General features: G+C 70.2%; 20 protein-coding genes. 11 read left to right on the top strand and 9 right to left on the bottom strand.

Going from position 1 to position 24,538, the window contains the following annotated elements; translation table 11 throughout:
• The first annotated feature begins 2 nt into the window (after positions 1-2).
• From WME95_RS25575 to WME95_RS25610, 8 genes are all read left to right on the top strand, one after another.
• The gene (locus WME95_RS25575) at positions 3-344 is read left to right on the top strand and encodes a hydrogenase maturation nickel metallochaperone HypA (RefSeq protein WP_437902008.1); all 342 of its coding nucleotides are present in this window, start codon (positions 3-5) and stop codon (positions 342-344) included.
• Positions 345-346: 2 nt separating this feature from the next.
• Positions 347-2,686 (top strand): carbamoyltransferase HypF, encoded by a 2,340-nt coding sequence (gene hypF, locus WME95_RS25580; protein ID WP_437902010.1) that lies wholly within the window; start codon positions 347-349, stop codon positions 2,684-2,686.
• A gap of 2 nt (positions 2,687-2,688) precedes the next feature.
• Positions 2,689-2,934, top strand: coding sequence for a HypC/HybG/HupF family hydrogenase formation chaperone (locus WME95_RS25585; protein WP_437911028.1), 246 nt, complete (start codon positions 2,689-2,691; stop codon positions 2,932-2,934).
• Positions 2,931-4,040, top strand: coding sequence for a hydrogenase formation protein HypD (gene hypD / locus WME95_RS25590; protein ID WP_437902012.1), 1,110 nt, complete (start codon positions 2,931-2,933; stop codon positions 4,038-4,040). Before WME95_RS25585 ends, hypD begins: the two co-directional genes overlap by 4 nt.
• Entirely contained in the window at positions 4,037-5,065 is a 1,029-nt protein-coding gene (gene hypE, locus WME95_RS25595) for a hydrogenase expression/formation protein HypE (protein ID WP_437902014.1), read from the top strand. The genes hypD and hypE overlap by 4 nt, the downstream gene beginning before the upstream one ends.
• Before the next feature lie 360 nt (positions 5,066-5,425).
• Positions 5,426-6,067 (top strand): DUF4360 domain-containing protein, encoded by a 642-nt coding sequence (locus WME95_RS25600; protein ID WP_437902016.1) that lies wholly within the window; start codon positions 5,426-5,428, stop codon positions 6,065-6,067.
• A gap of 115 nt (positions 6,068-6,182) precedes the next feature.
• Complete coding sequence (locus WME95_RS25605) at positions 6,183-6,800, top strand: DUF4360 domain-containing protein (protein WP_437902018.1); 618 nt, start codon at positions 6,183-6,185, stop codon at positions 6,798-6,800.
• Positions 6,801-6,952: 152 nt separating this feature from the next.
• Positions 6,953-7,327 (top strand): hypothetical protein, encoded by a 375-nt coding sequence (locus tag WME95_RS25610; protein WP_437902020.1) that lies wholly within the window; start codon positions 6,953-6,955, stop codon positions 7,325-7,327.
• Positions 7,328-7,751: 424 nt separating this feature from the next.
• Here the strand turns inward: WME95_RS25610 and WME95_RS25615 are convergent, their stop codons facing one another.
• The 3 genes from WME95_RS25615 to WME95_RS25625 form a co-directional block, all read right to left on the bottom strand.
• Entirely contained in the window at positions 7,752-8,573 is an 822-nt protein-coding gene (locus WME95_RS25615; protein WP_437902022.1) for an ATP-binding protein, read from the bottom strand.
• Positions 8,573-10,159, bottom strand: a complete 1,587-nt coding sequence (gene istA / locus WME95_RS25620; RefSeq protein ID WP_437902024.1) for an IS21 family transposase — start codon at positions 10,157-10,159, stop codon at positions 8,573-8,575. Before istA ends, WME95_RS25615 begins: the two co-directional genes overlap by 1 nt.
• Positions 10,160-10,651: 492 nt before the next feature.
• A complete protein-coding gene (locus WME95_RS25625) occupies positions 10,652-11,410 on the bottom strand; it encodes a hypothetical protein (protein ID WP_437902026.1) in 759 nt (252 codons plus the stop codon).
• Between the two features lie 718 nt (positions 11,411-12,128).
• Here WME95_RS25625 and WME95_RS25630 point away from each other — a divergent pair.
• Positions 12,129-12,623, top strand: a complete 495-nt coding sequence (locus tag WME95_RS25630) for an AIR synthase-related protein (RefSeq protein ID WP_437902028.1) — start codon at positions 12,129-12,131, stop codon at positions 12,621-12,623.
• 362 nt (positions 12,624-12,985) lie between these two features.
• Here the strand turns inward: WME95_RS25630 and WME95_RS25635 are convergent, their stop codons facing one another.
• Together WME95_RS25635 and WME95_RS25640 are read right to left on the bottom strand one after the other, a co-directional pair.
• Entirely contained in the window at positions 12,986-14,728 is a 1,743-nt protein-coding gene (locus WME95_RS25635; RefSeq protein ID WP_437902030.1) for a transposase, read from the bottom strand.
• Between the two features lie 312 nt (positions 14,729-15,040).
• The gene (locus WME95_RS25640) at positions 15,041-16,219 is read right to left on the bottom strand and encodes a hypothetical protein (RefSeq protein ID WP_437902032.1); all 1,179 of its coding nucleotides are present in this window, start codon (positions 16,217-16,219) and stop codon (positions 15,041-15,043) included.
• Between the two features lie 113 nt (positions 16,220-16,332).
• Between WME95_RS25640 and WME95_RS25645 the strand changes: the two genes are divergently transcribed.
• The gene (locus WME95_RS25645; RefSeq protein ID WP_437902034.1) at positions 16,333-17,835 is read left to right on the top strand and encodes an RCC1 domain-containing protein; all 1,503 of its coding nucleotides are present in this window, start codon (positions 16,333-16,335) and stop codon (positions 17,833-17,835) included.
• Between the two features lie 18 nt (positions 17,836-17,853).
• On the opposite strand, the gene WME95_RS25650 is transcribed toward WME95_RS25645, so the two are convergent.
• On the bottom strand, positions 17,854-18,519 hold the full coding sequence (locus tag WME95_RS25650; RefSeq protein WP_437902036.1) for a hypothetical protein: 666 nt from the start codon (positions 18,517-18,519) through the stop codon (positions 17,854-17,856).
• 484 nt (positions 18,520-19,003) lie between these two features.
• Between WME95_RS25650 and WME95_RS25655 the strand changes: the two genes are divergently transcribed.
• The gene (locus WME95_RS25655) at positions 19,004-19,729 is read left to right on the top strand and encodes an SGNH/GDSL hydrolase family protein (protein ID WP_437902038.1); all 726 of its coding nucleotides are present in this window, start codon (positions 19,004-19,006) and stop codon (positions 19,727-19,729) included.
• 3 nt (positions 19,730-19,732) lie between these two features.
• Here the strand turns inward: WME95_RS25655 and WME95_RS25660 are convergent, their stop codons facing one another.
• From WME95_RS25660 to WME95_RS25670, 3 genes are all read right to left on the bottom strand, one after another.
• A complete protein-coding gene (locus WME95_RS25660; protein WP_437902040.1) occupies positions 19,733-21,442 on the bottom strand; it encodes an alpha/beta hydrolase family protein in 1,710 nt (569 codons plus the stop codon).
• A gap of 467 nt (positions 21,443-21,909) precedes the next feature.
• Positions 21,910-22,596 carry a hypothetical protein gene (locus WME95_RS25665; RefSeq protein ID WP_437902041.1) on the bottom strand — a complete coding sequence of 229 codons (687 nt, stop codon included), beginning with the start codon at positions 22,594-22,596 and terminating at the stop codon, positions 21,910-21,912.
• A 362-nt stretch (positions 22,597-22,958) separates the two neighbouring features.
• Positions 22,959-24,431 carry a serine/threonine-protein kinase gene (locus WME95_RS25670; RefSeq protein ID WP_437902042.1) on the bottom strand — a complete coding sequence of 491 codons (1,473 nt, stop codon included), beginning with the start codon at positions 24,429-24,431 and terminating at the stop codon, positions 22,959-22,961.
• Between the last annotated feature and the right edge of the window lie 107 nt (positions 24,432-24,538).

The following is a 24,538-nucleotide window of genomic DNA, read 5'->3' on the forward strand; positions in this document are numbered from 1 at the left end:
CCGTGCACGAGTCGTCCATCGCTCGACAGCTGCTCTCCGCCGCCCTGGAGCGCGCCGCGGCCGAGGGGGCGACGCGGGTCGTCTCGGTGCGCGGCTGGGTGGCCGAGGCCGAGGCGCTCTCGCCGGAGAGCCTCTCGCTCCACTTCGCGGCGCACGCGCGCGGCACGCCGGCCGAGGGGGCGCGCCTCGATCTGCGGCTCCACCGCGTCGAGGCGCGCTGCCTCTCGTGCGGCGGCACGTACGCGCCCGACCATCACGTGCTGCTTTGCCCGCGCTGCGGCGGCGACCAGGCGACGCTCCTCGGGCGCCTGGGGCTCGGCCTGGATGCCATGGAGGTGGAGTAGCCGTGCCGCGCCTCGCGCTCCGCGTGTACGGCATCGTCCAGGGGGTGGGCTTCCGGCCGTTCGTCTACCGGTGCGCGTCCGCGCTCGGCCTGGGCGGCTGGGTGCGGAACCGCCCCGGCGGGGTCGAGATCGAGGTGCAGGGGCCGGAGCGCAGCCTGCACGCCTTCGTCGCCGGCCTGACCTACGAGCCCAGCGCGCCCGCGCGCGTCGAGCGCATCGAGCTCGAGCGGCGGGCCGAGGAGGACGCCGGCCCGTTCCAGATCCTCGGCAGCGAGGCGGGCAGCGGGGCGCGCCCGTCGGTGCCCGCGGATCTCGCCGTCTGCGAGCAGTGCGCCAGCGAGGTGGACAGCGAGACCGGCCGCCGCCGCCGCTACCCCTTCACGAGCTGCGCGCAGTGCGGTCCCCGCTACACGATCCTCTCGGGGCTCCCGTACGACCGGGCCAGGACCACGATGGATCGCTTCCCGATGTGCCCCGCGTGCGCCGCGGAGTACGCGGATCCCTCGGACCGGCGCTTCCACGCGGAGCCCATCGCCTGCCCGGCATGCGGCCCGCGCGTCGAGCTCGTCACCGCAGCCGGAGACCCGATGGAGCCCGGCCTTCGGGGCTCCGGGTCGCCTGACGGCGCGCTCCGCGAGGCCGCGGCCGCGGTGCTGGCGGGGAAGGTGGTCGCGGTGAAGGGGCTCGGTGGTTTCCATCTGCTGGTCGACGCGACATCGCCGGACGCGGTCGCGCTCCTGCGCCGGCGGAAGCGCCGCGACGCCAAGCCGTTCGCGGTGATGTTCGGCTCGCTCGACGCCGTGCGCGGCGCCTGCCGTGTGTCTCCCGCCGAGGCGGACGCGCTGCGCGGCCCCGAGGCGCCGATCGTGCTGCTGCGGCGCCTCTCGCCCGCCGCCGCGCGGGTCGCCCTCGCCGACGCGGTCGCGCCGGGCACGCCGCGCCTGGGCGCGCTGCTCCCCTACACGCCGCTCCACCGGCTGGTGCTGGAGCTCGTCGGCCGGCCCGTCGTCTGCACGAGCGGCAACCTCTCGGACGAGCCTATCTGCACCGACACATCGGACGCGCTGGAGCGCCTGGGCGGCATCGCCGACCTGTTCCTCGTGCACGACCGGCCGATCGTGCGCCCCCTCGACGACTCCGTGGCCCGCGTCGGGCCGGCTGGCGTCGAGCTCCTCCGCCGCGCGCGCGGCTTCGCCCCGCTGCCTCTCCCGCTGCGGGTCGCCGCCCCGCCGATCCTCGCCCTCGGCGGCCACCTGAAGAGCACGACGGCGCTCTTCTTCGACGGCCAGGTGGTCGTCAGCCAGCACCTCGGCGACGCGCACACCGCGGACGGCGCCGCGCTCATCGAGCGCACGGCCCTCGACCTCTTGCGCCTGTTCCGGGTGCGGCCGGAGCGCATCGCCTGTGATCTCCACCCCGACTACGCGGGAAGCCGCATCGCCGAGCAGCTCGCGGCGGCCTTCCGCGCGCCGCTCATCCGGGTGCAGCACCACCACGCGCACGTCGCCGCCTGCGTGGCCGAGCACGGCCTCGACGGACCTGTCCTCGGCCTCGCGTGGGACGGCGCCGGCTACGGGCTCGACGGCGCCCTCTGGGGCGGCGAGGCGCTGATCGTGGACGGGGCGTCTTTCCGCCGCGCGGCGCACCTCCGCTCCTTCCCGCTGCCGGGCGGCGAGCGCGCCATGAGGGAGCCGCGCCGCTCCGCGCTCGGGCTGCTCTGGGAGCTCCTCGGCGAGGGCGCCCGGGACCATGCGCGCGCCTGGTTCCGCGAGGCCGAGCTCGGCCCGCTGTTCTCCATGCTCGCGCGCGGGACGGGCTCGCCGCGCACGACGAGCGTGGGGCGCCTGTTCGACGGGGTGGCGGCGCTCGCGGGCCTGCGCGGGGCGGCGAGCTTCGAGGGGCAGGCCGCCATGGAGCTGGAGTGCCTGGCCGAGGCGGCCGGCGAGCAGGCGGGCTATCCGCTGCCGCTGCGCGCAAGCGCGGCGGGGGTGCCGGCGGAGCTCGACTTCGGCCCGCTGATCGACGCGGTGCTGGGCGATCGGCGTGACGGTGTTCCGCCCGGCGTCATCGCGGCCCGCTTTCACGCGGCGCTCGCGGACGTCGCCGAGGCGCTCGCCGCCGCGAGCGGCCTCGGGCGCATCGTGCTCGCGGGCGGGTGCTTCCAGAACGCGCTCCTCGCCGCGTCGATCCGCGAGCGCCTCGCCGCGCGGGGCGTCGAGGTCTTCACGCCGAGGCTCTACCCGCCGGGCGACGGCGGCCTGTCGCTCGGCCAGGTCCTCGTGGCCGCGCGGCGCGGCACAGACGCGGAATCGGACGTGGAATCGGACGTGGTGGAGGTGTGACGATGTGCCTCGGCGTCCCCGGCAGGGTCCTCGGCGTCACGGGCGGCGACCTCCGGCTCGGCCGCGTCGCCTTCGGCGGGATCGTCAAGGAGATCTGCCTCGCCTATGTGCCGGAGGCGGAGGCCGGCGATTACGTGATCGTGCACGCGGGCTTCGCCATCAGCCGCATCGACGAGGCGTCGGCGCGACGGACGCTCTCCTATCTCGACGAGCTCGGCGCAGCGGGCGATGGGGAGGAGCCGCGATGAGGTTCATCGACGAGTACCGCGACGCGCAGCGCGTCGGGCCGTACGTGGAGGCGATCCGGCGGGTGGTCTCTCGCCCCTGGTCGATCATGGAGGTCTGCGGCGGTCAGACGCACGCCATCGTCCGCTTCGGCCTGGACGAGCTCTTGCCCCCGGAGATCACGCTCCTGCACGGCCCTGGCTGCCCGGTGTGCGTCACGCCGGTCGAGCTCGTCGATCGTGCGCTCGAGATCGCCTCGCGCCGCGAGGTCACGTTCTGCTCGTTCGGCGACATGCTGCGCGTCCCCGGCTCCACCGACGACCTGTTCGCGGTGAAGTCGAGGGGCGGTGACGTGCGCGTCGTCTACTCGCCGCTCGACGCGCTCGCGCTCGCCGAGCGCCTGCCGGATCGCGAGGTCGTCTTCTTCGCGGTCGGCTTCGAGACCACGGCGCCCGCGAACGCCATGGCGGTGTTCGAGGCGCGGCGCCGCGGCATCCGGAACTTCTCCCTCCTCGTGTCGCACGTGCTCGTCCCGCCCGCGATGGAGGTGATCCTCAGGGCGCCGGATCGGCGCGTCGACGGGTTCCTCGCCGCGGGCCACGTGTGCACGGTGATGGGCATCGACGCCTACCGTCCGCTCGCCGCCGAGCACCGCGTCCCCATCGTGGTCACGGGCTTCGAGCCGTTGGACATCCTCCAGGGCATTTTCATGTGCGTCCGGCAGCTCGAGGAGGGCCGCGCCGACGTGGAGAACCAGTACGCCCGCTCGGTGCGTGAGGCCGGCAACGAGACCGCGCAGCGCATGATCCGGGAGGTCTTCGAGATCGTGCCCCGGACCTGGCGAGGCATCGGTCCCATCGCCGGGAGCGGGCTCGGGCTCCGGGCGCCGTACGCGGACCACGACGCAGAGCGGCGGTGGGCGCCGGCAGGCGACCCGGAGCCCCGGGCGTCGACCGACTGCAAGAGCGGCCTCGTGCTCCAGGGGGTGCTCAAGCCGCCGGACTGCCCCGCGTTCGGTGTGCGCTGCACGCCGGAGACTCCGCTGGGCGCCACGATGGTCTCCTCGGAGGGCGCGTGCGCGGCCTACTACCGTTACCGGAGGGCGGACCCGCCGCACGGTTCGAGATGAGCTGCCCCGCGCCGCTGCGCCAGAGGACGGTCCAGCTCGCTCACGGCGGCGGCGGGCGGCTCATGCGTGAGCTCATCGAGCACGTCTTCCTGCCCGCGTTCGACAGCGCTCCGCTCTCGGCCCGCCACGACGGCGCGGTGGTGCGGCTCGGCGGCGCGTCCCTCGCGTTCACCACGGACACCTATGTCGTGCATCCGCGCTTCTTCCCCGGAGGTGACATCGGCAAGCTGTCCGTCTATGGCACGGTGAACGACCTGGCCATGACGGGCGCCCGGCCCGCTTACCTGAGCGCCGGCTTCATCGTGGAAGAGGGGCTGTCCATCGGCGAGCTCCAGCAGATCGCGCTGTCGATGCGCGCCGCTGCGGACGCGTGCGGGGTCGAGCTCGTGACGGGCGACACCAAGGTGGTCGACCGGGGCAAGGGAGATGGGCTGTTCATCAACACCGCCGGTATCGGCGTGGTGCCCGAGGGCGTGGTCATCGCGCCGCGCCGGGTCCGGCCGGGCGATGCCGTGCTCGTGTCCGGCGACGTGGGGCGGCACGGGATCGCGGTGCTGTCCGTGCGTGAGGCGCTCGCGTTCGACGAGCCCGTGGAGAGCGACTGCGCGCCTGTCGCCGAGCTCGCGGCGGCGCTGATCTCGTCGGGGATCGACGTCCACTGCCTGCGGGATCCGACCCGCGGCGGGCTCGCGGCCGTCTTGAACGAGATCGCGCTCGACGCGGGCGTCCACGTCGAGGTGGAGGAAGCGCAGATCCCCGTGGAACCTGCGGTCCTCGGGGCGTGCGAGCTGCTCGGGCTCGACCCGCTTTACGTGGCGTGCGAGGGCCGGCTCGTCGCGTTCCTGCCGGAAGCCCAGGCGGAGCGCGCCCTGGCGAGCCTGCGCGATCACCCGCTCGGCCGGGGGGCCGCGCGCATCGGTCGGATCGTCGGCGAGGGGAAAGGGAGCGTTGTCCTGAGGACCCGGCTCGGGACCCGGCGCACGCTCGATCTGCTCTCCGGCGAGCAGCTCCCGCGCATCTGCTGAGAGCGCGGGTCGGAGCGCGCGAAGCATGCGGGCCGGGCGAGCGACGCAGCGAATCGGCTCGATGAGCACCGCTCGATGAGCGGGTGAACAGCGAGTATCGCGCACTACGGCTTCTCCGGATCCCGGCGGGAACAGGAGCCCGAGCTCAAGACGGTCCTCTCCGCGCCTTCGGCCCTCTTGCGACTGCACGGCCGTGGTGACTACATGCTGTAGTGGGAGGGCCTCGAGATCTCGATGCGTCCCCTCCTCGCCGCCGGAGGACTCATGCCGGCTGCGTGGGGCGGGATCAGAAGGCCCGTGTCGCACGGCTCGGCGGAGCGGCGCATGCCGCGCGAGTCTGTACATTGCTGGAGGACGACGATGAAGCACACGATCATCACGCTCGCGATCCTTGCCGCGGGCCTTGCCGGCACCGGATTGACTCGCACCGCACACGCGCAGGATAATCCTTCGTACGCAAGGATCCGGAGCTTCACACACGGAGGCTCGGGATGCCCGGAACGGAGCGTCGGCGCGAACATCACGGCTGACGGGCGCATACTCACGGTCTTGTACGACAAATACGTCGCGACCGTAGGCCCCGCGGTCGCGGTCGCCGAGAAGCGAAAAAACTGCACGCTCACTGTCGAGATGGAGTTCCCGCAGGGTTTCAGCTTCTCGGTCGCCGATGTCGATTTTCGAGGCTTTGCCGACCTCGGCGCCGGGCTCGTGGGGACGCAGCGAGCTTCCTACTACTTCGCGGGTTTCCGCCCCGGCCGTGAGCCCGAGTTCAAGACGGTGCTCAGGGGGCCTTACAATGACAACTACTCGCGCCGCGACTCGCTGGGGCTGCTGGCCGCCGTATGGTCGCCGTGCGGCGCCATCGCGCCGCTCGTCATCAGGACGTCCGTCGATATCAACAACCAGCGAAATCTCACCGGGACGGGCCTTATGAGCGTGGACACAACGGATCTCAAGGTCGAGCAGATCTACCACCTGAGGTGGCGGAGGTGCCCCCGCTGACGCCACCGGATCTCGCCGGTGCGCTCGGTCGCGCGGGGCGGGGTCACCAGGCCCGTGTCACGCGGCTCTGCGGTCCCGCGCTCGCCGCGTCAGCCTGCATTGCTGGAGGACGACGATGAACCACAAGCTCACCACGATGGCGTTCCTTGCGGCGGGGCTGGCCGGGATCGGAATCACCGGCTCCTCCCACGCGCAGGACACTCCTCCGTACGCGCGCGTCCGCTCCTTCACGCACGGCGGATCGGGGTGCCCCGAACGGAGCGTCGCCGCGAGCATCACCGCCGACGGATCCATCCTCTCGTTCGACAGGTTCGTCGCGAGCGTCGGCCCCTCGGTCGAGGTCGTCGAGAAGCGGAAATTCTGCGCGCTCACTGTCGAGCTGGATTTCCCGGAGGGTTTCAGCTTCTCGGTCGCCGATGTCGACTTTCGAGGCTTTGCGGACCTCGGCGCCGGGATCGTCGGGACGCAGCGAGCTTCCTACTACTTCTCCGGTTCCCCTCCCGGCGAGGAGCCCGAGTTCAGGACGGTGCTTCGTGGACCCTACAATGCCACCTATTCCCACCGCGACGCGCTCGGGCCACACACTGCTGTATGGTCGCCGTGCGGCGCCATCGCGCCGCTCGTGATCAGGACGTCCGTCGATATCGACAACCAGCGAAATCTCACGGGGACAGGTCGGATGACCGTGAGCGAGCAGACCTACCGTCTCATGTGGCGGAGGTGCACCCGCTGAGGCCACGGGTGCTCGCCGATGCGCCGCCCGGCGCCGCGCGATCTCGTGCGGCATGTCACAACACGTGTTCTCAACGTCGGAGCGCGACAAGCGGCTCCGATGGGTCGTTCGCTCGAGGTTGATGGTCGTTCCAGGGGCAAGGGAGGGGATCCATGGCTATCGAATGGAGAGCTGCTGCTCTCGGAATTGTTGTCTCCAGCATGCTGGCGTGCGCAGCCGAGCTCGAAACGCCCGAACATGAAGAGACAGGATCAGTCGCCAGCGCCGCCGAGCAAAGTTGCGGTGGATGCGCGACGTTCGGCAATTCGGTGCGTTGCGGCACTTCCCTCGTTGGCAGCTCAAAAATCATCGTCGAGAACGGCGGCTCGATTGATGCGAGGGCAAGGCTCATCTTCTCGTACGGGTTCTCGGACCGGGAAATCGACGTCCCTGTCGGCAGACCGTACAGGCAACGTCGTTCGTTCCATGGAACGGACGTCATCATGACCAACCTCACACCCGGCTCGACGCTCTGCATGCATCATTGAGATGACGCTCGAAGACGAGCTCGAGGCGGTGCGCGAGCACCGCGGTGTCCCGCGCTCGGTCCCGGCGCGCACACCGGAGTGCCACGTCGCAGGGTCATGGGGCCACCCCTTTGCAGGGTCATGGGGCCAGGGGGAGACGACGTGATCGGCCTCGACCATGCCCGAGACCGCGAAGCGTGTCGAGGTCCCCGGAGCCGGGCGCGAAGCGACCGGCGACGTCCCTCTTTTTTGCAGGGTGATGGGGCCACCCGGGCCCTCTGGCAGGTCCGGCGTAGGGGCCGCGACGCTCAGGAGCAGGAACGTTTACCCCGCCCCCGGCGCCCCTCGCGGCCACGTTGACGACGGTGGGCGAGGCGCGCCGCGTGGAGCGAGGGGGGGCAGCGGCGCGGCCCCGGGATCGACGTCCTCACCGGGGCCGCAGCGGTCATCGCCGCTTGTTGCGTGGATGGGTGGGCGGCTTGCTGCGCGCGGGCACCGGCGCGGCCGTGTTGCTCTCGTCGAGCTTCGGCTTGAGCCGTGGCCTGTACGACTCGCCCTCGATGATGAAGTCGAACGCCGCGTTCTTGAACCGATCGACGGCGCTCTGCGCGAGCAGCACGTCGTCGAACATCGCGAGCCACTCGGCCGTGTCGCGATTGCTCGTGACGATCATCGACGCGTGGCCCGTGCGTTCGAGGAAGAGCTGGTAGACGTCGCGGCTCTCTTCCTTGCTCATCACCTCGAGCGCGAAGTCGTCGAGGATGAGCAGGTCGACAGTCGTGAGCGCGACCATCTCGGCGTCGCGTGAGTTGTCGAGCCTGCTCTGGCGCAGTCTGCGCAGCATCGCGTCGGCGCGCAGGAAGCGCACGCTGTAGCCGTGCTGGCACGCGAGGTGTCCGAGTGCGTTCGCGAGGAAGGTCTTGCCCACGCCGACCGAGCCGAGGATGACGATGTGCTTGTGCTCTTCGAGGAAGCGCAGGCTCGTGAACCCACCGAGCAGACGCTTGTCGAAGCTGACCTTCGCGGCCTTGTCCCAGAGCTCCAGGCGCATGCCGGGATCGAGCCCGGCGTCGCGTACGCGGCTCTCCGTCGCGCTCGCCTCGCGGCGCCCGATCTCGTCGGTGAGCAGCATGAGCAACATCTCCTCGTGCCCCATCGACTGCTTCTCGGCCAGCAGCAGCCGCTCACGCAGCGTCGCAGCGATGCGGCCGAGGCGCAGGCGCTTGAGCGCCGTGACGAGCGCGGGGTCGACTTCGCTGAAGCTCATCACGCCTCCTCCTTCGTCGCGGCAGCCGCCAGCGTGCGTGTCGCGAAGTGCTCCGTGCTGCGCGCGAACCGCGGCGTGGGGAGCGCAACGACCTTGCGCTCATCCGCGAGCGGCGACGCGGGCGTCTTCGCCGTCTCGAGCATGCGCGTCACGCGCTGTACGTCGACGACATCGAACGCGAGCGCGCTCTGGCAGATCGCCTCGACGCGCCCGCTGCCGAACTTGTTGCACAGCCGCAGCAGCGCATAGACCAGCCGCATGCGCGTCCAGGGGAGCGGCACATCGAGCAGCCGCTCGGCGTAGATGCCGACGTGCACGCCGCACTTCTTCGCGCTCGTGATGAGCGAAGCCACGTCGCGCACCGCGGCGACGTCCTTGCCCACGGGGTAGTCGCTCGCATCGGTGGAGCGCTTGCCCGGCGCGACGCGCACGTGCACCTTCACGAGCTCCGTGCCCGCGTAGATCCTGACCGACGCGCGGTCGGCGCGGACGCGCACCGTGCTTCCAACGTAGCGCGTGGGCACGCTGTAGAGCGACCGCAGGACTTGCACGTGATGGTCGGGGTGCACCTTCGCGTCAGTCCAGTGCGGCACGTCGAACGGCGCTGCCGGCGCCGGCTTCATGGTGCCCTTCTCGCGTGACTCGAACACCTCGCGCGGCACCTCGCGTGTCGTGCCGTGGACTCGCGCTCCAGCGACGTCACGGCACCACCGCTCAGCGGACGCGCGCGCCTCGTCGAGGCTCGAGAACGACTCGCCGTCGAACCAGCTCTCGCGCACGTACGCGACCTGGTTCTCGACACGCGCCTTGTCCTTGGGCGACCTGACGCGCGCAGGATCCACGAACAGCCCGCGTGTCTGCGTGTAGTCGAGGAACGCCGGCACGAGCACGGGGGCGAGCTCGTCGGCGCGCAGCACGATGGCCTTCATGTTGTCCGGGAGGATCACGCGCGTCATCGCGCCGAAGAACCACCACGCCGCATCCAGGCCCGCGCATACCGCCGCAGTGGTCTGCTCGAACGACGGCCACACGAACTGGTAGCGGCTGTATGCGAGCGTCACCACGAGCGCCCACAGATTGCGAGCTCGCTGCGTCGCTGGGTCGAACAGCCTACCCATCAGGCCGAAGTCGATCTGCGCGACCTCGCCAGGCTCGGTGTCCGCGACGCGAACCGTCGGCGTCTTCTTGCGCCACGCGAGCTCCTCCATGGCAAAGCGCCGGAGTGTGTCGTAGCTCGCGCTGACGCCGTGGTCGCGCTTGAGCAGCAGGTGGATCTTCGTCAGCTTCAACGGCCGAGGTTGGGCGAGCCAGGCCTCGATGCGTGCGCGATACGCGCCGATCTCTTTCCACTCCTCGCTTGCGTCGGGCACCGGGCGCGCCTGCACACGCTGGGCGATCGCGTGGATCTCCTCGTCCGTCGGCTCGCGATCGCGCGACAGTGGCAACATCGCTGCGGCCTCGAAGTACCTGCCGACCGTCTTGCGATCGACGCCCGTCTCGCGCGCCACGTGACGCGCGCTCTGCCCCGCCGCACGACGGCGGAGCATTTCCTTGATGTCAACCATGATCAGCTCTCGGTAGGGCATCGGTCTCCTTCCGACGGCGACCCGCGCCGTCCTCGGAAGGAGCCCGTCTCAGATCCCGACCGCGGCGTCCCGAGCTGGCCCCATGAGGCTGCAAAAAACCTCGGAAGCTGGCCCCATGACCCTGCAAAAAACCGGGTCACGCCCCCGCGCGGGTGGCCCCATCCTCCTGCGTTTGGGGTGGCCCCATGAGGCTGCAAAAAACCTCGGAAGCTGGCCCCATGAGGCTGCAAACTGGCACCGGAGCACGCCTCATTGCCGACGAGATAGGCTCTTCGACGGATGCAGCAGCGGCCCGCGGCATCGCCGCCCACAGCACTGGCGAACTCCTCGCCATCGAGCCTGTCGTGTGCGTGCTCTGCTATGGGGAAGCACACACCACGGGGTGGGAATGAACCGAGCTGGGTCGTGTCGAGCTCTCTCGCGTGGCATTCGATGCGAGCCCCGGCGAGCTTCCCATCACTAACCCCGAGAACCCGAGCCGTGACTGCTGGACTAGCGGACCTTGGCAAAGCTCATCGTCGTGTTTCGTCCAGATGAGACGATCCTCTGCGCGTCGTCGCGAATGCTGTCAGGAACATCGTATTTATTCTTGTTGTCTTTGTCTTCGTCGTCGATGTCGATGGCCCCCTTCCCGAGGTCGCCCAGGAAGTCGCTCGCGGCGAGCACGCCGTAGCCGATCCCGATGTCGGGGAAGCTGGCCATGGTGTCGCTCCCGTGGGTGAAGAGGCAGAAATAGAGCGTGGTGTTTCGATTGCTGACGTTCGGAAATATCGAACTCCCGAAGCTGGCGCTGCTCGAGTTCTTGTTGTCGTCGTCCTCGTTGTCGAAGTGACGCGAGAAGCTGGTCGATCCCGTCGGACAATAGGGACCAAGCTGGAGGACAGCGTAGTAGCGCCGCGGATCGGGGGTCGACGTGAGCGGCTTGAGTTGCCTTCCGTCGAGTCGGCAGAAGCTAAATCTAGTATTTTTGTCATTCACGATCGCTCCGGTGTAGCCCCATGTATGGTTCTTGTTGTTCTTGTCCTCATCGTCCATGTAGATGTGGATGAGCTCGGATTCGTGAGGGCAGTCGGGGGTATCGGGGATGATGCCAACGTCGTACAACGTCGTCGCAGCCCGCAAGGCCGTGACGACGTCCTCGTCTCTGCCCGAGAAGCCGTCCCCGCCGAGCCCCAGATCGATCTCGTAACAGCTTGACGTCAGCAGAGCTGCGCTTGACGCAGCGAGCAGCAGGATGGATTGGGAGATCATCGTTACCCCTGAGAAGAGCCCTGTTTGCGACGCTGGCTCTCTCGTCAATATTGTTAGCAAGATGCGTGCCGGTCAATTTGCGAACGAGGTCGCACGACCGCGATTCATCCCCCTGAAGCGGTGCACGTGCGCGGCATGCTCATGGGCAGCGAGGTGGCCCGTGAGTGCCCATCGGCGTTTGCAGAAGTGGCCGCGCGCTCCGCGCTCGAGCCCCTGTGCATACCCGGAGTATGCACGACGCGGCCATCGGACGCCTCGCGACGGCTTTCGAGTTGGTGTGTCTGCCGCGGCGCTCTGTGGCTAGCCAGTCGGACTTGAGCAGCAGAAGCGGACCGAACTGCACCATGATCGCGCCGCTCAGCAGCTTGAGCCACCGTCCCACCCTCTCCTGGAATTTGCGGCGGCTCAGCGTCGCCACCGCGACGCCGACGATGACCATGTCGTCCGCCATGCAATTCCCTGCGCTACGGGCCGTCTACTCGAGTGCCGCCCCTCAGTACTGACGATCCATTTTGCCGGCTCGTGCGTCTGGGCGGGTGTGAGCCAAGAACGAAAGCAGCCGAGGTCTAGGTTCAGGGGCTCCAGCTCAACCAGGAGGACCAGCAGGCTCTGCGCCGACGCGAGAGGGGGGTCCGCTGGGCATGCTGCTCGCACGGCGGATCCAGGCCATCGGGGCAAGGGAGATGGGCTGTTCATCAACACCGCCGGCATCGGCGTGGTGCCCGAAGGTGTGGTCATCGCGCCGCGCCGCGTCCGGCCGGGTGATGCCGTGCTCGTGTCCGGCGACGTGGGGCGGCACGGGATCGCGGTGCTGTCCGTGCGTGAGGCGCTGGCGTTCGAGGAGCCCGTGGAGAGCGATTGCGCGCCGGTCCAAGGCCTCACCGCGGCGCTGCTCGCGTCGGGGATCGACGTCCACTGCCTGCGGGATCCGACCCGCGGCGGGCTCGCGGCCGTGCTCAACGAGATCGCGCGCGACGCGAGCGTCCACGTCGAGGTGGAGGAAGCGCAGATCCCGGTAGAACCTGCGGTCCTCGGGGCGTGCGAGCTCCTCGGGCTCGACCCGCTTTACGTGGCGTGCGAGGGCGGCTCGTCGCGTTCCTGCCGGAAGCCCAGGCGGAGCGCGCCCTGGCGAGCCTGCGCGACCACCGGCTCGGCCGGGGGGCCGCGCGCATCGGTCGGGTCGTCGGCGAGGGGAAAGGGAGCGTTGTCCTGAGGACCCGGCTCGGGACCCGCCGCACGCTCGATCTGCTCTCCGGCGAGCAGCTCCCGCGCATCTGCTGAGGCCGCGAATCGAGGCGCACGAAGCCTTCGTGTCGGGCGAGCCATGCACGGATCGGGCATCGAGCGTGGCGCAGACCCAGGCCTCATGGTCCTCCCATTTCGACGAGAAGAATCGGCGGATCGGGGGCGTGCATTCGCTCGCCGCCGGGAGAAAAGACGCCAAGAAAACAATAAATCTTGGCGTCTCTTGGCGTCTCAACTTCTCGCTGTTTGCGTGCGGCTTCAACCCGTTTGTCGCTCTAGCCTGGATTTTCACAGCAGAAGATCGGTTAACATAAAGGCCACTGACGGCGGTCAAGCGAACGCGACCTCGAGCGAAGCTCCTCCCCACCAGGGGACAGCGACGGGCGTCGCGAGCAAGCCGGATTCAAGCAGCATCGGGTTGTGAGCCCGACGAGGGAGGCGCACGTGAACGCGCTGCGGGCTGACCTCGACCCTCGCCGTCGTGTCGAGGAAGCGGCGGAAGATCTGCCGCGCCTTGGCGTGCTCGAAGCCGTGCAGGTGCTTGCCGAGCAGCCCGTAGAGACCGGTGGCGATGACGGTCAAGGTCACGTCGAAGTCGACCTTCATGGCCACCGCAGACGACAGCGCATCGACGTGGAAGAAGTGGACCTGGTCCTCGAGGTTGTTCTCGATCAGCATGCGCCGAGCGTAGCGCTCGAGGATCGTGCGCGGCGTCGAGCGGGTGTCGTTGGTCAGCAGGACCGTGGGCTCGTCGTGACCAAGATCGCGCGCGCAGATCTGGCGGATCGGCGCGGGATAGTCCCTGCCCATCCGGATCGTCTCGTCGAGGACCTTGGGGTTGCGAAACTTGCGGTGCGGTACATCAAGCTCCACCCGGCGCCAGGCTGCAGCCGGAGCGTTCAGCACGTGGCGCTTGAGGACATCCGTGCGGCGGCGCAGCGTGACGAAGGTGATCCCCTGGGCATCGAGGCGGCTCAGGTTCTTGTAGGTGGTGAGCTTCGAATCGAACACGAGGTGCGGGGGCATTTGGCCGTGCGCCTTCTTCCAGAAGTCGACGAACCGCAGGACCTCATCGCTCTCCTCTCCCTTGCGCAGGTCGGCGTTGGCGTAGCAGAGCACGTCGGTGGCGGCGTCCTGGGCGATGAAGGTGAGCACGGCCTTGTCGCGGCGACTGCGCTTGGAAAGGTAGTGACGCTCGACGAACTCGTCCTGCCCGAAGAAGGGAACGGCGTGAAAGTCGAGGTTGAACGACGCGCCCGCGAGCGCGAGATGCGCGCGCAGGTGTTCGAGCCAGCCGCGCAGCAGTCGCACCGAACTGGAGCGGCCCAGGCGATCGGAGTACTGCGCGAGGAAGGTCGTCTTCGGGATGACGTTGAGCCCCGCGAACAGCGACAGGCCTTGGTCGAAGACCAGATCCATCACGTGGCTCTTGCGCTCGATGGACGTCAGCTTCAACGCGAGCGCTGCAAGCAGCGCGTGGGCTGCCGGGATCGCCTTCGAGCCAGGCAGGGCTGCTTCGTCGGCGAGCCGATCAAGGCCCACCTTGACGAGCAGCGGGAGGAGCACGAACAAACCGCCGACATGGGTCTCGAACGTCGCAGGGACGAGCTGAAAATCGCGGACATCGGCGCGGCTGGCGCGCTCGGGGCGCGTCCTGGCGGGGCGCTCGTCGTCCTTGCGACGCGGCAGCCTGGAGAAGCCCTCCTCGCGCAACACCTCGGTGATGGCCGTGGGGCTGAGCTCGATGTGCTGGCCCCGGAGCTCCTCGGCGATGTCGTAGATCGACAGGTTGCGCTTGCGCATCGCGATGATCAGGCGCCGGGCGCGGGACTTCTTCGGCTGCTCGTGCGGGCCGCGCATCGGCTCGGCGAAGAAGGCACGGTCAGGATCGTGCCGGAACTGATGGCAGAGCACGCGGAACGAGCCGGAAGTGTAGCCGAAGGCCTTCGCGACCTCGGCGCTCGAGCGACGCTCCACAAAGTAGGCGCGCAGCGCCTCGTACTGGCGGTGCCGCGCCTGGGTGGGCGCCAGGAAGAAGCGGGCGGGGTCAGTTAGGGCAGTTGGTGCGCTCATCGCAAAAAACGTGACCCACACATAAGGCATCACGTCAAGGTGAGGAGAGCGGTGCAGAGAAGCGATGAAGCCGATTTCTGCTGGATTTCAAGGTCGATCGGCGCTGCCGGCGCATCAGCTGCGTCCGCTGAGGGGGAGAGGCTGACGGACGAGAAATTCGCCCATAGCGCACCCTTTCCCCTCACGGCATCCTTGATGCCACCGCTTGCCTGTCTCACGCCGTTCGGCGTAAAACCGTGTCCCTCGATTACCGAACCGGAGGGCCGGCCTCATGCTGCGCCGTTAGGCGAACTATCTCGGTGAAAATCCAGGCTAGTCGGCAAGCTGCCTGGCCCACGCGATGTAGACATCGTAGCGCGGGGGATACGCGACCGTGGGCGGCTGGGCGGCGCGGCGCCGGAAGAGCTCCAGCGCGTGTGCGGCGAGGCCACGGCTGATCTCCGCCGCCTCCGACGCGGTGACGGCCGGCGGACAGGGCTCGTTCTTCAGGCGCCGCTCCGCGAAGGGGTGCGCGCCGTCGGCGACCTGGCGGAACACCTTGGCGACCTTCCACGAGGTGATGGCGCAGAGGTCGTCCACGTGGCTGTCCGCCCGCACCCAGGGCGAGCGCAGGTGCCCCGAGCCGTCGGCGATGGCGCGCAGGCGCAGCAGCGTGCGCTCGGCCTCGGCCGGCTCGTTCGAGGCGAGCAGGGCCTCGTAGCGCAGCGGCAGGAGGCCTGGGATCGCCACCCCGTACGCCAGCAGGAGGTCGAGCATCGGCAGCGCCTCCGGGTAGGCTGCGCGCGAGACCAGGCGCGTGACCCAGCGCTCGATCACGCCCATGGCGCCCTCGCGCCACAGCCCCACGCCCTGGCGGCACACGGGCAGCACGTGCTGCACGAGCAAGCGATGAATGCCGAGCACCCTCGTCGGGTTCTCGCGCATGGCATCGCGCAGCCAGTAGAGCGCCTCCAGGCGCTCGAGGGGGCTGGCGCTGCCCAGGAATTCGAGCGGGATCTCCACGAGCTCCACGGTCGAGAGCGCGCTCTTCCTCGCGAAGGCCGCCTTCTGCGCGGCCGGGATCGCGCCGCGGGCGAACGGGTGCTCGCCGTGGATCGACTCGGCGAAGGAGGCGGAGCATCGACACGCGAGGGCCTCGAGCGCATCCGGCAGGGACGCCTCGAGCGTGCGCAGCGCCGACGCCACGGCGTCCGCCTCGAGCAGGCGCTGCATGGGCGCCCACACCGCGCCGTCGAAGTCGGAGAGCGTGGGCAGCAGGACCTCGAGCGCTCGCGCGCGCTCGTCCGGCAGGGCCTGCACCCAGAGCCGGCCGCACAGGCGCTTCCACTCGGACGCGTGCTCCTCGAGCACGCCGCGGCTCGTGGTCAGGCGGATCCTTGGCCCATCGAGGCTCACCTCGTACGGAGGCGCCGTGTCGCCGGGCGCGAAGCTCGCGCCGTACGCCGAGATCAGGCTGTGGACGGTATCGACCGGCGACGGCGCGGGGGACATCGGCCCGGTGTATATCCGCGCCCTCCGCGGGTCGCCAGCGTGGCCCTTCCCCTCTTGCGCTCCGTGCGGTAAGGCTGTTTGAGGGACGCTGGGAGTGTAGCCGGATGCTTGAAATGAAGAGAAACACCCAGACGCGACCGAATTTCTGCTCCTTTCTCGTCGTCGCCGCCACCCTCGCCGCGGGGGCGGGATGCACCGCTGCTGACCGGCGTTTCTCGGACAGCGGCGCGGGTGGCGGAACGGGCGGCGGTCCGATCGATGCGCAGGGCGGCGGGGGCGCCGGCGCGTCTGGCGGCAGCGGCGGGGGCGCGTCCGGCGGCGGGGGCGAGGGCGGCGGGGGCGCCGGCGCATCCGGCGGTGGGGGCGAGGGCGGCGCCGTCGCGTCCGGCGGCGGGGGTGATCCTGGATGCCAGATCCCGCCGGACAGCCCCACGCTCGCCGACGCCATCATGGTGGCCGCGGGCGGCAGCCATACGTGCGCGATCCGGCATGACGGCTCTCTCGCCTGCTGGGGGGACAACTCGTTCGGCCAGCTGGGTGTTCCGCAGGCGATGGCGGTCTCCTCGAGCACGCCGGTGAGCGTGCGGTTTCCCGCGTCGCTCGGCGCGGCGACGATCACGCAGATCGCGCTGACCGAGCAGGCGACCTTCGCCATCGACAGCCAGCTCCGACTCTGGGCCTGGGGAAACAACGAGACCGGCATCCTCGGGAATGGCTCCAAGGACGCGATGGCCCACGACGTGCCCGCGATCGTCAATGACGGTGCGGCCCCGCTGCTCGTGCGCAAGATCGCACCGGAGTGGTACTCGGCGTGCGCGCTCACCTCGACCAGCAGCATCTACTGCTGGGGGTCCAACCTGTTCTCGAGCCTCGGGCCGGAGGCGACCGGCGAGGAGAGCCTCGTCCCGGTGAAGGCGTTCAACTTCACCGCGACGGCCGGTCCGAGGGCCATCCTCGCGCGGGGCATCGGCTCGATAGGCACCTGCTTCTCGACCGGGGCCGCGGAGGACGGGCTGCGTTGCTGGGGCGCGATGGGCGGCGGATACATCCTCACGAACACCGCCGCCGGCTCCGAGGGCGGCGCGAACTACAGCGCGCACATGCCGCTGATCGCGGCGGGAGCGAAGCTGCCCTTCTCCGAGATCTCCTATGGCACGAACTTCGGCTGTGCGCGCGATGACGTGGGAGGCCTCTTCTGCTGGGGGACGAACAACAGCTCAGGTCAGCACGGCACCGAGGCTCCCCCGGCCGGGACGGCGGCCGCGATCCCGGGTGTCTGGGGTCCGATGTCCACCGGCTACGTCTTCGTCTGCGCGATCGACGAGCAGAGGCAGCTCCGCTGCCGTGGCAGCAACGAGCAAGGGCAGCTCGGTCGCAGCACGCCGACCAGGGCCGATCCTATGCGAATGGACCCCGTCGTCCTCGGCGACGGCACCGCGCTCGCCAAGGTCGTCGCGGTGAGCGCCGGCTTCTTCCACACCTGCGCGATCGTCGAGGGGGCGTGCGGCCCCACCGGCCCTGGCCAGGTCCTGTGCTGGGGCAGAGGCACCCTGGGTCAGCTCGGCGACGGCGCCGGGGCGAGCTCCACGGTCCCCGTCGAGGTGAAGGCGCCCTGACGCCACCTGTCCGTGCCGCTACCCAAGGAGCGGCCGGAACACATCGGGCAGGACACCTCGATTTGCGGCGCGCCCGAGCGCGTCGCGGCACGCGGCGCACCCCGGCGCGTGCTCGCGGTAGCTCGGCGTGAGGCCGTCCGTGCGGAAGATGCCGGCAGCCGCGGCCTCCGTGTCCGGGTGCACGTGGAACTGGACCGGCACGCCGAGCGCAACCAGCGGCGCGCCGTCGCTCCGCAGCACGTAAAGCGAGTAAGGCGTGTCATCGCCCGTGCGCCACCCGTCGATGGAGAAGAGATACGGCGCCTCGCCCGCGGCGTCGGCGTGCCGACGAAGAAAGCCCACGTCGCCCGCATACGAGACGAGCTCGTCGAGGTCGGTCGCCACCGAGACGGGGATCGGGTGCTCCAGCCATCGCTCGAGCGCGAGCCACGCGGCCCCGAGGACCGCCGGGTCGGCCGCGGCGTGCTCGTCCACAACGAACGCGCGGTCCACGGCGCTCGCCTCCGAGGGACCGCGCACGCCGTAGACCGAGGCCAGCGCCGAGAGCGCGATCTCGGCGTCGAGCGGCGCGCCGCCTCGCTCCTGGTCGCACGCCGCCGCGAAGGCCGCGGCGTCGATCTGGGTCGCGAGGCCCGCGCGGCGCAGGCTCGCGAGCGCTTCCTCGGGGCGGAGGGGGGTCGTCATGTGCTCATGTCCTCCGTCCAACCCCGCCGCGGGATCGCGGCGCATCCGCAGGGCACCATCGTTCGATGATGCACGATCCCGCCGTGGAAAGATACGCCCCGGGGGCGCACCCGATGGGCAACGTCCTTCCCCTCACCTCACCCTGGCTCGCCCTGCGAGCGTGTCGACCGAGCGTCGGATCCCCGTCACGACATCGGTCCACTCCTCATTCCGATCGTTCGTCTCACAGGACAACGGGCTTCCGTCCCTCGGGAGCGCCTGAAGCTCGGCGAACGGCGCCGCCGTCCAGTAGAACGGCGTGAGGCTGATTGTGTGGGCACCACGAGGCTCGCGGGTGGCGCCGCAGCCCGGTTCGGACGGATGGCGCGCCGTGAATCGACGGATCGTCCACGTCACCATGCCCCCTGGCTGGGCCCGTGTTCAGACCGCGAGGAGCGATTCGAAGGATATCTAGATCGGCGATCGTGTGATGCTATCCTTCTTGATGCGCTCGATCCGCCCGCTTCTCCTGCCCGTTTTGCTCCTGCTCGGCGGGGCTCTCCTCGCCTTGCTTCTGATCGGCAGCTATCCACGGAGCGCGATCACCGGTGCCAGCGAGGATGTCGCTCCCACGCGCGGGCTCGAGGAGATCCGCTATCTGGCGCTCGGCGACTCGTTCACGGCGGGGACCGGGAACCCGCCGTCCGACGCGTTCCCCTCGCGCCTCGCTGACCTTTGGCGCGCGCAGGGCCGCCGGGTGACCCTCAAGAACGTGGCGGTCAACGGCTACACAACCGAAGACGTGCAAGAGCGGGAGATCCCGGAGGTGGCGCCATTTCGCCCCACGTTGGTGACGCTCGCGGTGGGCGCCAACGACTACGTGCGTCGCTGGAGCGCGGACGTCTACCGTTCGCGCGTGCGCGCGCTCCTCAGAGCGATCATCGACGCTGGCGTCGGGCCGGATCGGATCGTGGCGCTCCCGCAGCCCGATTGGTCGCTCTCTCCGGCCGCCGCTTCGTTCGGAGATCCGCGGCAGATCGGCGCGGGCATCGTCGCCTTCAACACCATTCTGCGCGACGAGGCAGGAGCCGCCGGCGTGCGCTACGTGGACCTCTATCCGCTCATGCACAAGCAGGCGGAGGCGAAGATGCTCGCCAGCGACGGCCTGCACCCCTCGGCGCGCGCGCACGCCGAGTGGGCGGCGGCGCTCTACGAGCAAGTAGAACCCTGAGGTTTAGGGCCGCTGCTTCTCCTCGTTCTTCTCGTGGTTCACCATGTCGAGGAGCTGCCCGGCGACGGTCTCCTCCACCCGGATCGGCATGACCCCGAAGCCCTCTGCCACCGCGTCCTGCTCGAACAAGAAGCGCCGCAGCACCTCGGTCGGATACTCCTGGAGCGGCAGCGCGTACGCCCCGTACGGCGTGCCGTCGAGCGCCAGCGCGTGGTGCGCCCGTGCGTTGACGCCGCGGAAGCTGTGGCACTTGACGCACCCTTGTTCGCCGATCAGCGCCTCGCGCAGCCCGCCGGTGAGCGAGCGGAGCGGCGCGAGCGGATCGCTCTCTACCCAGTGAAAGCTCGCCGCATCGAGCCCGAATGCCGCGTAGGTCTTGTTCCCCAGGTCCGCGGGCAGCGGCGTCCGGAAGTGCAGGAACGCGCCGAGCGGCCGGATCATCATCGGCATCGGCTCCTCGCCCTTGATCCACGAGTAGGCGCGCTTCAGCCGGTAGAAGTCGACGATGCGGTAGAGATTGTCCTCGTCGTCGAGTCCGACCACGATGACCGCCTGCGCCTTCTTCAGCACCTCGCGAGAGAAGTACTGTTGCTCGCCCCGAAGGTTCGAGACCACCAGCCAGTCCCCCTCGCCCACCTCGGACTTCGGCCGCTCGGCCAGGTAGGCGAGCAGATCGATGGCCTGATACGTCTTGCCGGGCAGGGGGTAGCGCTCGAGCCCCCCCTTGCCGAGGAGGCCGCTGATCGTCTCCCGCAGCGCGGCGTCGACCGGGTAGGTGGCGATGGCCCGGGGATCCTTGCGGAGCTCCGCCATGTCGCGCGGCGGCCGTGAACCCCAGCGGCGGAGCACGCCGAAGGGGTTGTCGATGGGAAGGTCCTTGAGGCCCGAGGCGACGAAGGGGAACACAAGATCGCCGACCATGTCTCCCCTTCCGCCCCAGTGCACGATGCTGTGCGCATCGCGCCTGGGGACGACAAAGTAGTCGATGTCGGGCGCGCCCGCGTTCTGGAGCGCGCGCGCGAAGGGGCGAGCGAGGCGCGCCCAGCCGATGTCGTCCTCCGCGCCGAACAGCATCAGGAACGGCGGCGCATCGGACCGCGCGTACGTGATGGGCGAGGACTCCCTGCGATCTTCGACCGAGGCCCCGAAGAACGCCGCGTCGGGGTGCCCCTCGAGCGCCGCCTCGCCGAGGTCGTAGGTGCCACGCAACAGGATGACGCCATCGACGCGCCCGGGATCCATGCCGGCCCCCTCGAGGAGCCGCCGATCGAGCGCAAGGAGCGATGCCATCCACGCGCCGAGGCCGCGGCCGGCGAGGACCACGCGCGTCGGGTTGCGCGCGTTCGTGATCTCTTGCAAGACCCGGGCGACGTCCGCCGCGCACGCGCGCAGCGTGTAGCCGGCGTGGATGTTGAACGAGAGGGCGGCGGCGGCCACCCCGTTTCGCTGCAGGGAGTCGCCTACGTTCGCGGCGAACGCGAGTCGCTCGTCGGGCTGCGAGGGCTCGTTCCCCTGCAAGAGGACGACCAGCGGGCCGCGCTTGCTCGCGCGCGGCGGGGCGTAGAGATCGACGCTGACGTTCGGCCCATCAGGCCCCTTCCGCTGCATCCAGGCGTATGTCACCGTGGCTGCGGAGCGGGCTCCAGCGCCTGCGCGCCGCTTGAGGAGCTGTGTGCCGAGGACGATGAGCGCCGCGAGGAGGCCGACGCCCACCCATTGCCGCGTTCGACCTAGCCATTGCCACGTTCGACCCAGCCATTGCCGCGCTCGGATACCCAACATCGGTCCGCTCTGGTGCCCGACGTCGAGCGCGTCAAGCGGCAGCGTCGTCGGTCGCCTCCCAGCGACACAGAGATGATGTCCAAGCACCTCGATGGCACGCGGCGGGCGCAATCCTCGTGAATGCGGCCGACGGAAGTGCGGTATCGTGGATTACGACGACACGTCGGTCAAGGTGTCGATCGTGAATGTCGCCGGCTGCGCCGCCTTCGACGGAACCCCGGGGCCCTCGTGGAATACCTTGGTGATGAAGGCTGCGTTGATCACCCCACGTCGTCGTCAGCGTGTGTTCGCTCGGCCTCGTGGAACGCCGCGGGCGGAAGAGCGGGCAGCTGCCATGTGCGGCAAGCTCTCTTTTCCTTTTTTCAGAACGAAAGCGCGCTGCCCCTCGCTGGCCCCCCTCAGGGCTGCAGCGCTCTGCAGTGGATCTCCAGGACCCGGATCTTCCCCTCGACCGTATCGTACCTGAGATCCAGCCCCGTCAGCACCTGCTGGGCCGGGCAGTTCAGGGTCACGTTGTTCCCGGCGTACCCGATCGCATAGCTCGTGTGGGAAGACGCGGCGAGGTCGAGGGCCGTATTGGCCGCGTTCCTGGGAGCGTAGTTGATGCGCACGTCCTTCACATAGGTGTTGGCGCCGTCCACCTTGAGCCGCAGACCCGTGGGGTAGTTGGCGACCGGGATGGCGGTGCTGAGCGCGCCGGTGCGGAAGCCGCCCGGCCACGAGAAGATGGTCTCCGCGTCGATCGCGCCGGTCCGCGGGAGGTTGGGCAGCAAGAGGTCGAACTCCCGGCACACGCCGGACATCCGGGCGATGAACTCGTCAGGTTCGGTGAGGGGCTCCTGGAACGCGCTGAGGTCGGTCAACATGAATCCAGCGCCATTATCGATGTGGCAGTGGATATACTCCCAGGCCGAGAGGTTTGCGTTCAGGCCCGAGTCCCAGCGCTCGTTGTCCGCGGCGTTGCTGACGGTCCAGGTCTCCGAGAGGGACGGGGCGTCCTCCATGAGCTCGGGGTCGGCCGCCTCGACGGCGCAGCCGGCGGCGAACAGGGCGGCGAGGGGGAACGCAGAGCGAATGATGCGCATGACGAGATCTCCTCAGCTCTCTCGAGCTTTCTGGTTGTCGAAGCGGAGGCAGCCCGCCGCGCAGCGCGCCGGGAGCGGCGCGGCCGCGGCGGCGCCTCGCGGCGGAGCCTCATCGCAAGCGCCTTGCCAGCGCGCGGCGCTGGCGACCTCGCGTTGCCCCCCGAGGGCGATTCCCACCGATCACCCGGGAGCGACGCGCCGCCGACGCGCCCCTCGCGGCCGTCGCCGTGCTCGCAGCAGGACGGCTCCGCGCCGCAGAGGTGCCCCGCCTGCCACATCCCGGCTGTCCCCTGTCACACCGCCCCTGTGACACCCTGTGGCAGCGGCCGTGTCAGCGCGCCGCCCGCGTCAGGCCGCGGCGCTCACGACACCACCCGGCGCAGCGCGCCGCCCTCTCCCCGGAGCGGCGCGCGGTCGATCTCCCCCGCCTCCCCGGCGAGCCCCTCGGCGAACGCGTCGGTCACGAACACGCCCGCCCCGGTCGCGGCGGGCGCCCAGCCGCGCAGCGCCTCGGGCTCGGCCGCGTGCAGCGCGAGGCGCGGGAGGACCTCGGGGCTCGCGCCGGCCCGCGCGCCGAGCTCCGCCCAGAGCTCCAGGGCCCAGCCGAGCGCCCGCTCCGGCGCGCGATCGTACGGCGCGGGCAGCGCCGCCAGCAGCGCGTCGGCGCTCTCGACGACGAGCGTCGCCCCGAGCCCGACGAGCGCCGCGCGCGCCGCCTGAACCAGGCGCTCCACGTCGGCGAGCGCCTCGTCGCCGGCGTCGTCCGGCGCCGAGAGCCGGGCCTCGACGAGCAGCGCGGCGCGCGGCCCCCCCGGCGCGCACCGCCCCTGCGCGCAGGCGCCCGCGAGGCGAGCGTCGGCCGGCGAGCGCGCCGCGGGCGCCACGGTCTGGCGGCCCGGCGCGGCGACCGCCTGGCGGAGCGCGGCGAGCAGCTCGGGCACGCCCGCGTACCGGTCCGCCGGCTCCTTGGCGAGGCAGCGGCGCACCACCGCGCCGAACGCGGCCGACACGGGCGCGCGGTCGCTCGGGCAGGGCGGCGGCGCGCGCAGGTGCATCTCCTCGGTCTCGACCGCATCGGCGCCCTGGAACGGCAGCTCGCCCGTCACGAGCTGGTAGGCGAGCAGGCCCACCGCGTAGATGTCCGTGCGCGCGTCCACCGCGCCGCCGAGGATCTGCTCCGGGGCCATCGTGAGCGGCGTGCCGAGGATCAGGCTGCTGCTCTTGGCGCCGCGCGCGGCGCCAAGAGGGCGGAGGAGCTTGGCGATGCCGAAATCGACGAGCTTCACGCCCGGCGCGCCGATCCCGCCCGCGCCAGGGCAGACCATGACGTTCTGGGCCTTCACGTCGCGGTGCACGACGCCGATCGCGTGCGCGGCGGCGAGCGCGCCGCCGACCTCCTCGAGCAGGGCGACCGCCTCGGGCGGCGAGAAGGCGCCCCGCGCGCTCAGCTCCGCCGCGAGGCTCCGGCCCTCGATCCACTCCATCGCGATGTACGGCCGGCCGTCGTCCAGGGCGCCCACGCCGCGGACCTCGACGATCGCCGGGTGCTTGAGCCGCGCGAGCACCTCCGCCTCCCGCTGGAAGCGCCGGAGGATCGCCGGCAGGAGCGACAGGCCGCGGCGGAGGACCTTCAGGGCGACCGGCGCGCCTCCCCCGACCGGGACGGCCCGGTGAACGACGCCGAAGCCGCCTCCGAGCCGCACGTCGTCGAGCACGTAACCCCCGACCACCGCCCCTGCGGGGAGCGCGTCGCCGGCGGCGCTCGCCTCGAGCTCCAGCGGTCGGCCCGAGATGACGGCTGTCTCGTCCTGGTTGGGCTCGGCAGGCGTCCGCATGGCACCTACCCCAGTATACTCGCGCCCGATGCGCTGCTCCGAGTGCCATCGCCGCCTCCCAGCGCGGGCTGGCGCCGCGTGCCCGGCGCACCCTCTGGCTCCATCGC

It is taken from the genome of Sorangium sp. So ce327, assembly GCF_051530205.1.
Classification (GTDB): domain Bacteria; phylum Myxococcota_A; class Polyangia; order Polyangiales; family Polyangiaceae; genus Sorangium; species Sorangium cellulosum_B.

What these genes read in the sequence shown, in the direction of transcription:
- WME95_RS25665 (WP_437902041.1), bottom strand. Translation starts at nt 22,596, where the DNA reads ATGCGCATCATTCGCTCTGCGTTCCCCCTCGCCGCCCTGTTCGCCGCC.
- WME95_RS25615 (WP_437902022.1), bottom strand. Translation starts at nt 8,573, where the DNA reads ATGAGCTTCAGCGAAGTCGACCCCGCGCTCGTCACGGCGCTCAAGCGC.
- WME95_RS25645 (WP_437902034.1), top strand. Translation starts at nt 16,333, where the DNA reads ATGAAGAGAAACACCCAGACGCGACCGAATTTCTGCTCCTTTCTCGTC.
- WME95_RS25625 (WP_437902026.1), bottom strand. Translation starts at nt 11,410, where the DNA reads ATGATCTCCCAATCCATCCTGCTGCTCGCTGCGTCAAGCGCAGCTCTG.
- WME95_RS25655 (WP_437902038.1), top strand. Translation starts at nt 19,004, where the DNA reads ATGCGCTCGATCCGCCCGCTTCTCCTGCCCGTTTTGCTCCTGCTCGGC.
- WME95_RS25650 (WP_437902036.1), bottom strand. Translation starts at nt 18,519, where the DNA reads ATGACGACCCCCCTCCGCCCCGAGGAAGCGCTCGCGAGCCTGCGCCGC.
- WME95_RS25670 (WP_437902042.1), bottom strand. Translation starts at nt 24,431, where the DNA reads ATGCGGACGCCTGCCGAGCCCAACCAGGACGAGACAGCCGTCATCTCG.
- WME95_RS25585 (WP_437911028.1), top strand. Translation starts at nt 2,689, where the DNA reads ATGTGCCTCGGCGTCCCCGGCAGGGTCCTCGGCGTCACGGGCGGCGAC.
- WME95_RS25605 (WP_437902018.1), top strand. Translation starts at nt 6,183, where the DNA reads ATGAACCACAAGCTCACCACGATGGCGTTCCTTGCGGCGGGGCTGGCC.
- WME95_RS25635 (WP_437902030.1), bottom strand. Translation starts at nt 14,728, where the DNA reads ATGAGCGCACCAACTGCCCTAACTGACCCCGCCCGCTTCTTCCTGGCG.
- WME95_RS25640 (WP_437902032.1), bottom strand. Translation starts at nt 16,219, where the DNA reads ATGTCCCCCGCGCCGTCGCCGGTCGATACCGTCCACAGCCTGATCTCG.
- istA (WP_437902024.1), bottom strand. Translation starts at nt 10,159, where the DNA reads ATGCCCTACCGAGAGCTGATCATGGTTGACATCAAGGAAATGCTCCGC.
- hypD (WP_437902012.1), top strand. Translation starts at nt 2,931, where the DNA reads ATGAGGTTCATCGACGAGTACCGCGACGCGCAGCGCGTCGGGCCGTAC.
- WME95_RS25600 (WP_437902016.1), top strand. Translation starts at nt 5,426, where the DNA reads ATGAAGCACACGATCATCACGCTCGCGATCCTTGCCGCGGGCCTTGCC.
- WME95_RS25610 (WP_437902020.1), top strand. Translation starts at nt 6,953, where the DNA reads ATGGCTATCGAATGGAGAGCTGCTGCTCTCGGAATTGTTGTCTCCAGC.
- hypE (WP_437902014.1), top strand. Translation starts at nt 4,037, where the DNA reads ATGAGCTGCCCCGCGCCGCTGCGCCAGAGGACGGTCCAGCTCGCTCAC.